This window comes from Streptomyces paromomycinus (genome assembly GCF_003865155.1).
GTDB classification, from domain to species: Bacteria; Actinomycetota; Actinomycetes; order Streptomycetales; family Streptomycetaceae; genus Streptomyces; species Streptomyces chrestomyceticus.
The window spans coordinates 8,758,567-8,773,561 of record NZ_BHZD01000001.1 but is presented as its reverse complement, the minus strand read 5'-3'; the positions used below and the strand labels follow the sequence as shown (position 1 = coordinate 8,773,561).

11 protein-coding genes are annotated in these 14,995 nt (G+C 72.0%); 8 read left to right on the top strand and 3 right to left on the bottom strand.

Annotated elements, in window-relative coordinates; genetic code table 11:
* Positions 1–22: 22 nt before the first annotated feature.
* The 7 genes from OEIGOIKO_RS37200 to OEIGOIKO_RS37165 all read left to right on the top strand — a co-directional run bounded on the left by OEIGOIKO_RS37200 (position 23) and on the right by OEIGOIKO_RS37165 (position 10,457).
* On the top strand, positions 23–688 hold the full coding sequence (locus OEIGOIKO_RS37200) for a GntR family transcriptional regulator (protein WP_125057721.1): 666 nt from the start codon (positions 23–25) through the stop codon (positions 686–688).
* 169 nt (positions 689–857) lie between these two features.
* A complete protein-coding gene (locus tag OEIGOIKO_RS37195; RefSeq protein WP_125057720.1) occupies positions 858–3,212 on the top strand; it encodes a collagenase in 2,355 nt (784 codons plus the stop codon).
* 313 nt (positions 3,213–3,525) lie between these two features.
* Positions 3,526–5,166, top strand: a complete 1,641-nt coding sequence (locus OEIGOIKO_RS37190) for an APC family permease (protein ID WP_371859002.1) — start codon at positions 3,526–3,528, stop codon at positions 5,164–5,166.
* A 172-nt stretch (positions 5,167–5,338) separates the two neighbouring features.
* Positions 5,339–7,021, top strand: coding sequence for a type III PLP-dependent enzyme domain-containing protein (locus OEIGOIKO_RS43310; protein WP_246177800.1), 1,683 nt, complete (start codon positions 5,339–5,341; stop codon positions 7,019–7,021).
* Positions 7,018–8,370: a pyridoxal-phosphate dependent enzyme gene (locus OEIGOIKO_RS37175; RefSeq protein WP_125057719.1), complete on the top strand. Its 1,353-nt coding sequence runs from the start codon at positions 7,018–7,020 to the stop codon at positions 8,368–8,370. The genes OEIGOIKO_RS43310 and OEIGOIKO_RS37175 overlap by 4 nt, the downstream gene beginning before the upstream one ends.
* 6 nt (positions 8,371–8,376) lie before the next feature.
* Positions 8,377–9,588, top strand: coding sequence for an aminotransferase class V-fold PLP-dependent enzyme (locus tag OEIGOIKO_RS37170; protein ID WP_125057718.1), 1,212 nt, complete (start codon positions 8,377–8,379; stop codon positions 9,586–9,588).
* 110 nt (positions 9,589–9,698) lie between these two features.
* Positions 9,699–10,457, top strand: coding sequence for a class I SAM-dependent methyltransferase (locus OEIGOIKO_RS37165; RefSeq protein WP_125057717.1), 759 nt, complete (start codon positions 9,699–9,701; stop codon positions 10,455–10,457).
* Positions 10,458–10,532: 75 nt separating this feature from the next.
* On the opposite strand, the gene OEIGOIKO_RS37160 is transcribed toward OEIGOIKO_RS37165, so the two are convergent.
* Together OEIGOIKO_RS37160 and OEIGOIKO_RS37155 are read right to left on the bottom strand one after the other, a co-directional pair.
* Positions 10,533–11,366 carry a VOC family protein gene (locus OEIGOIKO_RS37160; protein ID WP_307721255.1) on the bottom strand — a complete coding sequence of 278 codons (834 nt, stop codon included), beginning with the start codon at positions 11,364–11,366 and terminating at the stop codon, positions 10,533–10,535.
* A gap of 51 nt (positions 11,367–11,417) precedes the next feature.
* Positions 11,418–12,257, bottom strand: coding sequence for a SigB/SigF/SigG family RNA polymerase sigma factor (locus OEIGOIKO_RS37155; protein WP_246177799.1), 840 nt, complete (start codon positions 12,255–12,257; stop codon positions 11,418–11,420).
* Positions 12,258–12,606: 349 nt separating this feature from the next.
* Here OEIGOIKO_RS37155 and OEIGOIKO_RS37150 point away from each other — a divergent pair, with 349 nt between their 5' ends.
* Positions 12,607–14,706 carry a catalase gene (locus OEIGOIKO_RS37150; protein ID WP_125057716.1) on the top strand — a complete coding sequence of 700 codons (2,100 nt, stop codon included), beginning with the start codon at positions 12,607–12,609 and terminating at the stop codon, positions 14,704–14,706.
* Between the two features lie 138 nt (positions 14,707–14,844).
* Here OEIGOIKO_RS37150 and OEIGOIKO_RS43655 read toward each other — a convergent pair whose 3' ends face one another.
* Entirely contained in the window at positions 14,845–14,964 is a 120-nt protein-coding gene (locus tag OEIGOIKO_RS43655; RefSeq protein WP_280526800.1) for an LPFR motif small protein, read from the bottom strand.
* Between the last annotated feature and the right edge of the window lie 31 nt (positions 14,965–14,995).

Below are 14,995 nucleotides of genomic sequence, written 5' to 3'. Positions count from 1 at the left end.
AGGGGGCCACCCAGGGGGCGATGTGAAGCATCTCGGACCGATCACCGGACAGGAGCGGCTGCGCGACCGGGCCGCCCATGCTCTGCGTGCCGCGCTGATCGCCGGCGAACTGCGCCCCGGCACGGTGCACTCCGCCCCCGCGCTCGCCGCCGGGTTCGGCATTTCGGCGACTCCCGTGCGGGAGGCGATGCTCGACCTGACGCGCGAGGGGCTGGTCGAGCCGGTACGCAACAAGGGGTTCCGGGTCACCGAGGTGAGCGAGCGCGACCTCGACCAGTTCGCGGAGATCCGCGCGCTGATCGAGGTGCCGACCGTGGGGCGGGTGGTGCAGCAGGCCCCGCGCGACCAGCTGGCCGCGCTGCGTCCGCTCGCCGAGGAAATCGTCTCCGCCGCGCGTGACCACGACCTCATCGGCTACCTGGAGGCGGACCGCCGTTTCCACCTGGGGTTCCTGGCGCTCTCGGGCAATGCGAGGCTCGTGGAAACCGTGGGTGACCTGCGCAAACGATCCCGCCTGTACGGGCTGACCGGCCTCGACGAGCGCGGCGAGCTGCTGCCTTCGGCGCAGGAGCACCTGGAGCTGCTGGACCTCGCGCTGGCAGGTGACGCCGCGGGGGCGCAGGCGTGCATGGCACGGCATCTGGGGCACGTCAGGTCGTTGTGGGCGCGGTCGGCGCGGGTGTGCTGAGCAGCCGAGGGAGCGAAAGGCGTATCCGACGGGTTGTCAGTGCAATGTCACATTACTAGGTTACGGGGCGCGCCACGGCCTGACGTGACGTCAACTCGTATGTCCCGCAAGCAAGTTGACCGGCCGTGCGTGCACACTCGCCCTGTACGCCTCTACACAGGAGCAGCCGGTGTTTCCGTTACGCACTGTGCGCAAGGGCCTGCTCAGCGCCGTCCTGTCGGTGGGGATCGCCCTCCCCGCGGCCCAGGCCGCCCAAGGCGCGGCACCCGCCCGGCCGTCGGCTGCCACGGTGGCAGCCCCCTCCGCGGCGCCCTCCCCCACGGCAGCCTCCGCCCACGATGCGGACGGCAGCGACACCGACCGGGCCGACCGGTTCGCCGACGCCCCCGATCCGGCGGCGCGGGACCTGCCGCCCGGCAACGGCCGCGTTCCCCGGGGCCGCACCCCCGGCGACCTGGCGCGGTCCGCTTCCGCCGCGCCCCACCGTCCGGGCGCCACGGCCCCCTGCACTCTGGACGCGCTGGCCCGGCTCACCCCGGACGCCCTCACGGACTTCCTCACCGACCCGGCCGTCACCGCCGAGGGCTGTCTGCGCGGCCTGATCTGGACCTGGGACGCACGGCTCGCCCCCGTGATGTCGCGGGCGCACGTACAGGCCGTGTCCCGCCGGATCGGCGCGCTCGCGCCGGGGCACGACGCGACGGACGCCACCCACCTCTACGAGCTGTTCACCTACCTGCACGCCGTCGTCTACCACGACTTCTCGCGCGGCGAGATCGATGTGACGGACGCGCCCACGGTCGAGGCGATGCGGGCGGCCGTCGCCGCGTACGGGACCGCGGCCCGCACCTTCGAGCCCACCCGGCACAACGCCGAGACGCTGCGCGAAGCCCTCACCACGGCAAGCGCGCCAGGGCTGCGCCAGCACCAACTTCCCCTGGTAGTGCGGACGCTCGGCACCATGGGGCCCGGTAAGCCGACCGCCACGGACCCGACGTGGGGCGGTGCCGCGCTCGCCGCCCTCACCGTCAACTACCTCGGCGTGTACCCCGGAAACAACGACACCGCCTTCCGGGCGGCCGTCACCGCCGACGCCGCGTACCGCGCCGCCTTCCGCGCCTTCTCCGGGCACACCCACCTGAAGGGGACGGCGAACGCCTGGACGGTGCGCGACGCCCTGGGCGAGTACGGCCGCTTCGGGCAGATCGATGCCCTCAAGCCCGCCGTCGTCAGCGACCTCGGCGCACTGCTGACCGTCGCGGAGAGCAACTTCGGCCGGCGCAGCGCTCCGTGGGCCGGCGTGGCGGGCTGGCTGAACTACTACGGCGTCTGCGCGCGGTACGGCGTCTGCCTCCCGCAGATCGAGAACGAGATCTTCCCGCACACGTACACCTACGACCGGGGCGCCCTCGAAGTCCGTACGGCACTCGACCGGACCACCGTCGACCAGCTCTACTACGCGAGCAAGAAGGTCAGGGCCCAGTTCTTCCGGGTGCTCGGCGCGGACACGCCGCTGGCCGGTGACACCAACGCCACGCTGCACGTCCACCTGTACGCCTCCCGTGCCGAGTACGAGATCATGCACCCGCTGCTGACCGGCATGGGCACCGACAACGGCGGCGTCTACATCGAGAACGGGGCGACCTTCTACACGTACCAGCGGCGCGTGCCGCAGGACTCCACCCTCACCCTCGAAGAGCTGTTCCGGCACGAGTACACCCACTACCTCAACGGCCGCTGGGCCGTTCCCGGCAGCTTCGGTGACGCGCCCTGGTACACCGGCGACCTCACCACGGCCATGGACGAGGGCACCGCCGAGTTCTTCGCCGGGGGCACCCGCGACGACGGAATCCGGGTGCGCAAATCGCTGGTCGAGGGCGTCATCGCGGACACGGCGGGCGGCGGCCCCCGGATGAGCGTCGACCGGCTGCTGCACGCCACGTACACCGGCGACGGCTTCCGCTTCTACCACTACGCCGGCACCTTCTTCGAGTTCCTGTGGCAGCAGCGCCCGTCACTGATCCGCGAGATGTACGGCTATCAGCGCGCCGACGACCCGAAGGGGTTCGACGCCTGGCGGAGCAGGCTGGGCGCGGACGGCGCGCTCCAGCGGGCGTACGACGCGTTCCTCGACGCGCGGATCGCCGAGGTCGGCGACCTGTACGTGCCCCGCACCACCTTCCACCCGGTCGCCTCGCTGCGCTTCGCCGAGGCGTCCGAGGTCCGGGCCGCCTTCGCCGCCGCCACCTCCGTCACACCCGCCTGCACGGGCAGCGGCGAGACGGGCGGCCGGGCCCGCTTCACCTGCACCGGCCGCATCACCGCCAACCTCTCCGACGCCCGGAACCCCGACCGGGTCTTCGCCGACATGTCGGAGACCGTCGACTACTTCCTGCTGGAGCGGGCCGGTGCCGCGGCCGACAACCTCGCCGACATGGACTGCTTCTTCGGGGCCGTGGACGTCTGGTCCGACGGCCGGGCCGGGAGCGCGTCCTTCGTGTGCGAGGGCCCGCTGCGCAGCTGACCGCGGGCGGCGGGGCGCGGCGCAGTGGTCCGCGCCCCGTCCCGCGCCCCCCGATCAGGGGGTGTTTCGAACAACAGCACGTAGATTTCACACAGTCGTAATCTCCCTTCCTCCCGGCAGGCGTGCCACCGAGGTTGCCGCCGGAGCCCTCCCCGCCCGACCGGGCATTTCGGACACCCGAGGCCGCGTCGTGCGTGGTGACGTGCGTCCGCACCGCGCCGGAACGGCAGAATCCGCAGGGGCACGCATCCGCCGGCGCACACCGCGTCCGGGCCGCGCGCGCCGTCGGTAGGGACGTCAGGGAGGAAGTCCGGTGTCGGAACGTCAGGTGACGGGTGAGGTCGACGAGGCCGGTGCGCCCGTGGTGGCGCAGGAGCGCCGATTGCGCCGCGACCTGGGGTTCTGGGGGCTCACCGCGATCGGGTTCTCGAACATCGTGGGGTCCGGCTGGCTGTTCGCCGCCCTGTACGCGGCCCAGACGGCGGGCCCCGCGTCCCTGCTGTCCTGGATCGGCGCGGGCCTGCTGTGCGGCCTGGTCGCCCTGGTCATGATCGAACTGGGCGCGTCGCGGCCGGAGGGCGGCGGTACGGTCCGCTGGCCGCTGTTCGCCAGCGGCCGGCTGGTCGGCACCATGGTGGGCTGGTCGGTGCTGCTCTCGGTGGGCGGCACCGCGGCCGAGATCAGCGCGATCATGCAGTACGCCGCGCACTACGTGCCCGGTCTCTACAGCGGCCACACCCTGACCCTGACCGGGGTGGGCGTCGCCGCCGCGCTCAGCGTGGTCCTGACGGCGCTGAACTGGTACGCGGTACGGATGTTCGCGCGGCTGAACAACCTGGTCTCGGTGTTCAAGATCGCGGTGCCGGTGGTCACCGTGATCGCGCTCATCGCCTCCGGCTGGCACGACGGGCGCCTGACCGACCACGGCGGGTTCGCGCCGTACGGGTACGCGGCCTGCCTGACCGCGCTGGCCGGCGGCGGCATCGTCTACTCCGTCAACGGCTTCCAGGCGCCGCTGGACTTCTCCGGCGAGGCCCGCAACCCCCGCAAGACCATCCCCGCCGCCGTCCTCACCGGCATCGCCCTGGCCGTCGCCATGTATCTGGCACTCCAGGTGGCGTTCCTGTTCACGGTCCCCGAGAGTGTGCTCGGCGGCGGCTGGAAGGGGGTCTCCTTCGAGTCCCCGTTCGGGCAGTTGGCGCTGATCCTCAACCTGCACTGGCTGTCCAGCCTGCTGTACGCGGACGCGGTGATCTCCCCCGGCGGCTCGGCGTACGTGGGCGTGGCCATCAACGCCCGGCACACCTACGCGCTCGCCAAGAACCGCACGATCCCGCGGTTCTTCATGAAGGTCGACGAGCGGTTCGGGGTGCCGCGCCGGGCGCTGGCGATCAACCTCGCGGTGATCGTGATCTTTCTGCTGCCGTTCGGCGGCTGGCAGGACATCGTGAGCGTGATGGGCAACATGTACCTGCTGATCTACGGCGCCTCGGCGGTCGCCGCCGCCGTGTTCCTCGCCGACCCGGGGAGCAGCACCACCGGCTGGGTGCCGGGCCTGCGCTGGATCGCGCCCGTCAGCTTCGTGGTGGCCAGCGAGTTCGTGTACTGGTCGGGGTGGCACACCCTGCGCCTGGCGCTGCCGCTGGTCCTCGCCGGACTGCTGATCTTCCTGGCCATGCGGCGCTCCGGGAACGGCGCGGCGGACGCCGTCGGCGACCGGGACGGTGCCGGGCGGCGCCTGCCGCTGCTCGCCGAACTGCGGACCGGTGCCTGGCTGGTGACGTACCTGGCGGTGCTGACCGTGCTGTCGTGGCTGGGCAGCTTCGGGGGCTCCACGCGGCTTCCGGCCCCCTACGACTCGCTGGTCGTGGCGGCCTTCGCGGTCGCGGTCTTCTTCTGGGCCGTACGGTCCGGCGTCCGGCATCTGACGGTGTCGCGTACCGCCACCGGGTGACCGGCGGCGGACCGGTCGGCGGGCGGAGCGGCGGTCAGGCGGCGGGCCGGCGGCAGAGAGATGCCGGTGAGGTGGCGGGGAGACCGCAGGGAGGCGGCGCCCGCGCCCGGTCCGCCCCGGCCGGTTCCGCGGATGAGGTGGCCTGGGGTCCGTACCGGGGGAAGTATTGCGTATGGACGTTCCCTTGTACCTCGAACCGCGGTTGGAGTCCCGGCTGGCGTCCCTGCTGCGCGCAAGGACGTTTCTCCATACGCTCGCGGGCGGGCTCGGGTCGCCGCTGAACGTGGTGCTGCCGGACCGCATAGCCGAGAACCTGGCCGCCTTCCGGGCCGTCTACCGTCGGCACCACCTCAGCGGCGGCATCTTCTTCGCGCACAAGGCGAACCGTTCCAGCGCTCTGGTACGGCGGCTCGCCGCCACGGAAGCCGCCGTGGACGTCGCCTCCCTCGGCGAACTCCAGCACGCCCTGGGCTCCGGGTTCGTACCGGACCGCATCATGGCGACCGGCCCGAAGAACCCGGAGTTCCTGTGGCTGGCGGCCCGCTCCGGCACCACCGTGAACATCGACAGCCCGGCGGAACTGGACGAACTCGCCGCCCTGGTACGGGATTACGGTCTCCCCCGCCTCCGCATCCTGCTGCGGCTCTCCGGCTTCTGCACCCCCGGTGTCCGGCTGCTGACCCGGCAGAGCCGTTTCGGCACGGCGGAGGCGGAGCTGGACGGCCTGCTGAAGTCGGTGGAACGGCACCGCGACGCGGTGGAGCTGACCGGTGTGGGCTACCACCTCGACACGACCAGCCCGGCCGAGAAGGCGGTGGCGCTCGAAGGGTGCGTCAAGGCCCTGGACACGTGCCGGGCCCGGGGCTTCACCCCGCGCGCCGTCGACATCGGCGGCGGCTTCGGCACCGACTACCTCGCCGACGGCGCCCAGTGGCAGCGGTACACCACGGAGCTGACCAACGCCGCGCTGGGCACCCGCCCGCCCATGACCTGGCGCCGTCACACCTACGGGCTGCGCAACGAGAACGGCACACTGCGCGGCGCCCTCGCGCTGTACCCGGCCCACCGGCCGACCGCCGGTGCCCAGTACCTGGACGCGCTCCTCTCGCTCCCCGCCCCTTCCCTGGGCCGTCCGCTGGCCACCCTGCTGCTGGAAAACCTGTACGAGCTGCACACGGAGCCCGGGCGCGCGCTGGTGGACCAGTGCGGGGTCACTCTGGCGCGGGTGCTGGAGGTGCGCCGTACGGAAGCCACGGACCGTACGGGGCTCTCGGACCGCAGGGAAGCCACGGACCGCAGGGAAACCGCGGACGACCGTACGGACCCCTCAGACCGCAGGGAAGCCACGGACGACCGTACGGACCTCTCGGACCGTACGGACCCCTCGGACCGTACGGACGACGCCGACCGGGCAGCGGCCGCCGGCCGAACGGGCCCCGGCCCCCTCCTGGTGCGTCTGGACGCCAACGCCGACGACATCGGCCTGGAGGAGCACGGCGTCCTCGTCGACCCGGTCCTCGTCCCGCGTGCCGCGCCGGGCGGCGCCCCGGACGCCGGGCCGGTGACCTGCTACCTCGCGGGCAACCTCTGCCTGGAGGCGGACATGATCACGCGGCGCGCGGTCCACCTACCGAGCGCGCCGCGCCCCGGGGACCTGCTGGCTTTCGCGAACACCGCCGGGTACTGCATGGACTTCAGTGCCGACGAGGCCCAGCAGCACCCCGTCGCCCGCAAGGTCGCCGTATGGCAGGACGGGCCGGCCGACGGCACCGGCCGGGAGGACGCCTCCTGGCACTGGTGCCTGGACGAACAGTACTGGCCGCACGTGAACCGCCGGACGAAAGGGCCTGCATGAGGTTCGAGCGCATCACCGACGCCATCGGAAACACCCCGCTCGTACGCATCGATCCGTCCGTGCACGGCCTGCGCACCATCGATCTGTACGCGAAGCTGGAGATGCTCAACCCGTTCGGTTCGGTCAAGGACCGGGCGGCCTGGAACATGGTGCGCCCGGGGCTGTCCGCCGCCGCTGACGAGGACCGCACCGTCATCGAACTGTCCAGCGGCAACACGGCCAAGGCGCTGGCCGTGCTCGCCGGGATGCACGGGGTGCCGTTCAAGACCGTCACGAACCGGATGCGCATACCGGAGATCAAGGATCTGCTCCTGCTGCTGGGCGCGGAGGTCGAGGAGCTCCCGGGGCAGACCGAGTGCCTCGACCCGACCAATACCGACGACCCGCTGACGGCCTTCCACCAGACCCTCACCGAGCCGGGCAGCGCGTACCTCTACACGGACCAGTACTACAACGACCGCAACACCCAGGCCCATGTGGAGGGCACCGGCCCGGAGATCCTCAAGGACCTGGACGGCCGGGCACCGGACTGGTTCATCGCCTGTGTGGGCACGGCCGGTTCGTCCACCGGGGTGGCCCGGGTGCTGCGGGAGCACGACCCCCGGGTGGAGGTGGTCGGGCTGGTCTCGCACAAGGCGGACTTCGTGCCGGGCATCCGTACCATCGACGAGGTGCAGGAGGTCGGCCTGTTCGACCCCGGTACGTACGGCACGATCGCCTCCGTCACCGCCGACGAGGCGATCGACGGGATGCTGACGCTGGCCCGGCGGTGCGGCATCCTGGCCGGGCCGACCAGCGGGGCCGCGTACTTCGGTGCCGTGCGGCACCTGCGGGAGCTGGACAGCCGCCCGGCGCCGGGCCCCGACTCCGGTCCGGACCGTCCGGACGGGCGCCGGACCGCCGTGTTCATCGTGTGCGACCGCATCGAGAGCTATCTCGGGTACGTACGGCAGCGGCGGCCCGAGCTGCTGGGCCGGCCGCCGCAGCCGAACTCCGTCGCCGCCCTCTCCGACGCCGAGGTGCGCGGGGCACCGGACATCGGCGTCGAGGACGCCCGCCGGTGGATCGAGCAGGACCAGCCGCTCGTCGTGGACCTGCGCAGCCCGTTCGCCTACACCGCGCTGCACATCGCCGGGTCGGTCAACATCGTCGACGAGCTCTTCGGTGAACTGGTGCGCGGCGGGATGCCGTTCAGCAAGAGCCGGCCCGTGCTGCTGGCCTGCCCGGTCGGCGAGCAGTCCGCCAAGTACGCCGCTCTGCTGGCCCGCATGGGCCACCCCGATGTCCGCAGTCTGCGCGGCGGGATCATCGCCTGGCGCGACGCGGACGCCCCGCTGGTACGGGAGTGACGGCCGATGACCACGACGAACGTGCCCGCCACCGCGGCACTGGACGAACTGCACACCTGGCACACCGGCGTACGCGCCCAGTTCCCCATCATCACGGGCGCCCCGCAACTCGCCTACCTGGACAACGCCGCCACGACGCAGAAGCCGCAGGCCGTGCTGGACGCCGTGCAGCACTACCTCACCACCGGCAACGCCAACGCCGGGCGGGGCACCTACACCTGGGCCAACCGGACCACGGCACTGGTCGAGGAGACCCGGCAGCGGATCAAGGAATTCCTCGGCGATCCGGACCCGGAGCGGTCCGGGGTGCACTTCGTCAGCGGGGCGACGGCGGGGCTGCGCGCCGTCGCACACGACTGGCTGGCCGGCCACCTGTCCGACGGCGACGAGATCGTGGTCCCGCTCGCCGACCATCAGGCGAACATCGTCCCGTGGCTGGAGGTGCGGGACCTGCTGGCCCGGCAGGGTCTGCGGATACGGGTCCGCCCGATGCCGTACCAGGCGGGTTCCGGCGACTACGACCCGGCGGCGCTGGCCTCGCTGGCCGGGCCGCGGACCCGCTTCGTGGCGGTCACCCACGTCCATCATGTCTACGGCGGTGACATGAACGTGCACCGCATCCGGCAGGCGGTGGGCCCGGACGTGCCGATCTGCCTGGACGCGGCGCAGAGCGTGGGCCACATCCCGGTGTCGCTGGCGGACCTGGACGTGGACTTCGCCGTCTTCTCCGGGCACAAGGCCCTGGCGCTGCCCGGTTCCGGTGCCGTGTGGGCCCGTAACGCGCGGGGCCCGGCCTTCGTGCCCGGCGGGTGGGACGGCAGCCCCAACACCACCGGCATCCGGAGCCTGCTGGCCGCGTTCGACTGGCTGGACACGGTGGGCACCGGCCGCGTCGAGCGGTGGGCGGCCGCGCTGGCCGCCCGCCTGACCGAGGGGCTGCGTCACCTGCCCGCGTACGAGGTCGTGGGCTGCCGGCGCAGTCTGGCGGCCGACGCGGACATCCAGCGGCGGCAGGGGATCGTGACCTTCCGGCACCGTGGCATCGACTCGGGCGATCTCGGCTTCGCCCTGTTCGACCACGGCTTCATGGTCCGTTCCGACAGTCTCTGCCAGGGCAGCGGGGGCGAGCGGCAGCACTCGGTCCGGGTGAGCCTGCACGCGTACAACTCCCCGGCGGAGATCGACCGGCTGCTGGACGTGCTGGGGGCGTGCGCCTGACCTGGGAGGTGACCCCTTTGGAGTGACAGCACGCCATTGGAAACCGTTTTCACCTGTAGGTTGAGGGCCACCGGCGGACAGGTGCGAGACGGCTGAGGTGGCGCGACCGGATGGGACTGAGCACGGCTACGGCCGCCCTGTGGGTGCGGCGGTGGGAACGACAGCAGCAGCGGTACGCGATCGACCGTGAGGAGCGCTTCACGGTCGTCGCCGACGCCGTCGAGAAGGTCACCGCGCAGCAGGAGCGGTCCCTGGTCCTGGACCTGGGGTGCGGGCCCGGGTCGCTGGCCGCGCGGCTGGCCCGGCGGCTGCCCGGCGCCGATGTCGTGGCGGTGGACAAGGACCCCGTCCTGCTGGCGCTGGGCCGGGCCCACCACGGCGGCGCGGTGCGGTTCGTCGAGGCGCCGGTCGGCGCGGTCGGCTGGACCGGTGCCCTGGGCCTGGACCGCCCGCTGGACGCGGCGGTCTCGTCGACGGCGCTGCACTGCCTGGCGCCGGACGCGCTGCGCCGGGCGTACGAGGATCTCGCCGGCCTCGTCCGGCCCGGCGGTGTGCTCGTCAACAGCGACCGGTTCCGCAGCCCGCGCGGGGACCGGGCAGCGGAGGTGGCGGCACAGGTGGGGCTGCGGCGGGCCGAACGGCAGCGGCCGCCCGGCCGCGAGGACTGGGCGGCCTGGTGGGCCGCTGCCGCCGCCGACCCGGAGCTGGCCGGCCCGTTCACCGCCCGCCGCGCCCGGCACACGGCGCACAGCGTGCACAACGGGCTACCGCTGTCCCACCACGTACGGCTGCTGCGCCGGGCCGGGTTCCGGCACGCCGCGCCGGTCTGGCAGTTCGGCGAGGACGCGGTGCTGGTGGCGGTGCGGTAGGTCCGGCGGATTCGGGGGCCGGGTGGTCGTCCGGCGGGCTCGGGGCCGACGGTGCCGAGGTCCCGGCGGGCCGGTTCAGGTGACCGCGCCGATGATGTGGAAGAGGGTGCCCTCCGGGTCGCGCAGTTCGGCGACGGGGCCGTGCGCGGTGCGTTCGGCCTGGGACTCCACCCGGCCGCCCAGCTTCTTCGCGGTCTCCACGGCCTCCTCGACGCTCGGCACCTGGAAGTGGACGTTCCAGCGCGGCCGCACCTGCGGGTCGGCCGCCGCCTCGATCGCGCCGCCGTAGAGGCCCACCGCGTCCCGGTCCTCGACGCTGAGCACCACCCGCTCGTCCTCCCAGCGCACGTCGAAGGGGCTGCCCTCCGCCTCGCTGTACCAGCCGAAGAGGTCACCGTAGAACCGCGCGGCGTCGAACGCGTCCCGGGTGCGCAGCTCCACCCAGACCGGCGCGCCGGTGCCGACCGGCTGCCGGTTCGCCCCGGCGGAGCTCTCGCGGCACTCCCACAGGCCGAAGTTGGCCCCGGCCGGGTCGGCGGCCAGCGCCAGCCGTCCCGCGTCGAAGTCCAGCGGGCCGATGGCGACCGTGCCGCCGCGCTCCCGGACCCCGTTCGCCGCGTCGTCCGCGTTGCGCGTACCGAAGTACGTGGTCCACGCGTTGGGCAGTTCGGTGTGGCGGGCGGCCGCGCTCAGCCCCGCCACCGCCGTGTCCCCGGCCATCGCCCGTACGTACGGTCCCCACCGGTCCGGTCCGGCCTCGAACCGCCAGCCGAGCAGCGGTCCGTAGAAACGCGTCGCGACGTCGAGGTCCCCCGTCAGGAGGGTGGCCCACGACGGCACCCCGGGAACGAACGTCATCTGGCACTCGCCCATGTAAAGCCGGCCCTTCTCCACCATTGTGTCCAGCACTGCTACTGCGGTCCTACCAGGAAAGGCGGGACCGCATGTCATTTCACCGGGTCATGCCGCAACCGAACTGGCGGGCGCCTCGGGGCCGGCCCCGTCGGCCTGCTCGCGAATGCGGGCGCAGGTCCGCTTGATGAGACGGCACACATGCATCTGGGACAGCCCCAGTTCCTCGCCGATACGGCTCTGTGTCATATCGCAGAAGAACCGCATGTACAGGATGCGGCGCTCGCGTTCCGGAAGGCCGCGCAGGCCGTCGCGCACCGTTTCCCGGGCGAGCACCAGCTCGTACTGCGACTCGGTGAAACCGATACTGTCACGGAGGGCGAAATCGTCGTCGGCGCCCGGCCGCTCGGCGTCCAGCGAAAGGGTTTTGTAGCTTTCGATGGCTTCCAGGCCGAGGATGACGTCGTCGGCGGAGAGCCGGGTGCGTTCGGCGATCTCCGAGACGGTCGGGAAACGGCTGTCGGAGGCCGCGGCCAGTTCGCGTACGGCGAGCCGTACGGCGTTGCGGAGTTCCTGGACGCGACGCGGTACGTGCACGCCCCAGGTGCAGTCCCGGAAATGCCGCTTGACCTCACCGACGATGGTGGGGATCGCGTAACTCTCGAATGCGCTGCCACGCTCCGGCCGGTACCCGCCGATGGCCTTCACCAAGCCCAGAGCGGCCACCTGTTTCAGATCGTCCATGCTTTCGCCACGGTCCCGGAAACGCAGCGCGAGGCGTACGGCCATGGGCAGCCAGGCGCGAGTCAGTTCATCGCGCAACCGCCTCTTCTCCGGGCCTTCGGGCAGTTCTGCCAGGCGTGTAAAAACGGCGTTCGTCTCGGCCGCGTCCGGGGTGTCCGGAAAAGCTCGTCGGCGGCGTGACGCAGCCGTGGCAGCTGTGCTCACGGGACCACTCTCCCAACGGACGCGGGGTCTGGGCGTCGTCTCCGAGACGGCGGAGGCACACCTCTCGGACAGCCTCCGGCTGCCCGCACACCGGGTCCGACCAGGTACGCGGTATACGCCCAACGTCTGCACCCCCGAGCATAGGACGATCAGCGGCGGCTCGCCTGCGGAGCGCTCACGCGCAGCTGCACCCCGTCATCCGGCCGGCCCGGAATGCAGGTTTGTTTCCCGTTCCACCGGATACCCAGTCCGGCGGAGCGCCGTCGCGACGGACCGCCGGACGTGGCGCGCATTCGTCGTGCGGACGCCCGCACACGTGTGGACTGGGCAGACAAGGAGCGAGAATCCGATGGCCGACCCGAAGCAAGAACAGCGTGACCGCTTCCGCGCCGAAGACCCGGCCTCCGGGCCCATGACAACCGACCAGGGCGTGCCGGTCGACCACACCGATGATTCCCTTCAGGCCGGCGAGCGCGGGCCTACCCTGATGGAGGACTTCCACTTCCGGGAGAAAATCACCCGCTTCGACCACGAGCGGATCCCGGAGCGGGTGGTGCACGCACGCGGAGCGGGTGCGTACGGCTATTTCCAGCCGTACCGGTCGTGTGCTGAATTCACCCGGGCCGCCTTCCTCCAGGACCCGTCCGTGAAGACCCCGGTATTCGTACGGTTCTCCACCGTGCAGGGCCCGCGCGGGTCCGCCGACACCGTGCGTGACGTCCGGGGATTCGCGACGAAGTTCTACACTTCGGAGGGCAATTACGACCTGGTGGGCAACAACTTCCCGGTCTTCTTCATCCAGGACGGCATCAAGTTCCCGGACTTCGTGCACGCGGTGAAACCGGAACCGCACAACGACATCCCGACGGGCGCCTCCGCGCACGACACCCTGTGGGACTTCGTCTCGCTGCAGCCCGAGACGCTGCACACGATCATGTGGCTGATGTCCGACCGGGCCATCCCGCGCAGCTACCGGATGATGCAGGGCTTCGGCGTGCACACCTTCCGGTTCGTCAACGCGCAGGGTCAAGGCACCTTCGTGAAATTCCACTGGAAGCCGAAGCTGGGCGTGCACTCCCTGGTGTGGGACGAGGCCCAGGAGGCCCAGGGCCGGGACCCCGACTTCAACCGCCGGGACCTGTGGGACACCATCGAGGCCGGCGCCTACCCCGAGTGGGAGCTGGGCGTACAGCTGGTGCCGGAGTCGGACGAGCACGAGTTCGACTTCGACCTGCTGGACGCCACCAAGATCATCCCGGAGGAGCAGGTCCCGGTGGAGCCCATCGGGCGGATGGTGCTCGACCGCAACCCCGACAACTTCTTCGCCGAGACCGAGCAGGTCGCGTTCCACACGGCGAACGTCGTGCCGGGCATCGACTTCACCAACGACCCGCTGCTCCAGGCCCGTAACTTCTCCTACCTGGACACCCAGCTGATCCGGCTCGGCGGGCCGAACTTCGCGCAGATCCCGGTGAACCGGCCGGTCGCCCCGGTCCGCAACCACCAGCGCGACGGTTACCACCAGGGCGAGATCCACCGGGGCGCCAACTACCACCCGAACTCGCTCGGCGGCGGCTGCCCCGCGCTGGCCGACCCGGACGACCCGGCCTTCCGGCACTACACCGAGCGCGTGGACGGCCGGAAGATCCGGCGCCGCAGCCCCAGCTTCGAGGACCACTACACACAGGCGGCCATGTTCTGGCACAGCATGGCCGACTGGGAGCAGAAGCACATCGTCGAGGCGTTCCGCTTCGAGCTGGGCAAGGTGGGCGCCAAGGAGGTCCGCGCCCGTACGGTCGAGCAGCTCTCGTACGTGGACCACGCGCTGGCCGTCGCGGTCGCCGAAGGCGTCGGCGTCCCGGCGCCGCAGGAGCGCCCGAACACGCCGCAGCCGGCCCCCTCCCCCGCGCTGAGCTTCGAGAACAACCGCGGGGACGGCTCGATCAGCACCCGGCAGATCGCCGTGCTGGTCTCCGACGGCGTGGACGCGGCGCAGACCATCGCCGTCCGCGACGCGCTGACCGAACAGGGCGCGATCGTGGAGCTGCTCGCCCCGCAGGACGGCACCGTGCAGGACAAGGACGGCAGCACCCTCGCCGTGGACCGGGCGCTGCCCACCGTGGCCTCGGTGCTCTACGACGCGGTGCTGCTGCCTCCGGGCGGCCTGGACTCCGGCAACGCGGCCGCCGACGACGCGGCCCTGCGGTTCGTCCGCAGCGCCTACCGCCACGGCAAGCCGATCGGTGCCCTGGGGGCGAGCGTGGACAAGCTGGCGGACCAGCTGCCGGGCGAGCTGCGTACGGCGGCCGACGGTGACGCGACCGTCTCCGAGGCGGGCATCGTCACCGACCGGCTCTCGGCCGGGACGACGGCCCAGGACTTCACGGGCGCGTTCGCCGAGGCGGTCGCGGCACACCGGCACTGGAACCGTCCGGCGCTGCCCGGCTGACCCCGGACCGCGGACACGGCAGTACGGAGGCGGGCGGCCGCGAAACGGCCGCCCGCCTTCGTACTGCCTGCCTTCGTATGCCGCCTCCGTACCGCCCGGTGCCCGCCGCCGGTCCGGCTCCCGCGCCGGTCGGCGGGGTCAGCGGGCCGAGCGTGAGGCGCCGCCGAAAAGCCGGGCCAGCGCCCGGAACGGCAGGGTGACGACTGCCGCGAGGGTGCTGCCCACGGCCCTCAGCACGTCCGCGATCGCTCGGAACATCCCACGTACCTCCTGGTCTCGGTGGTCGCGG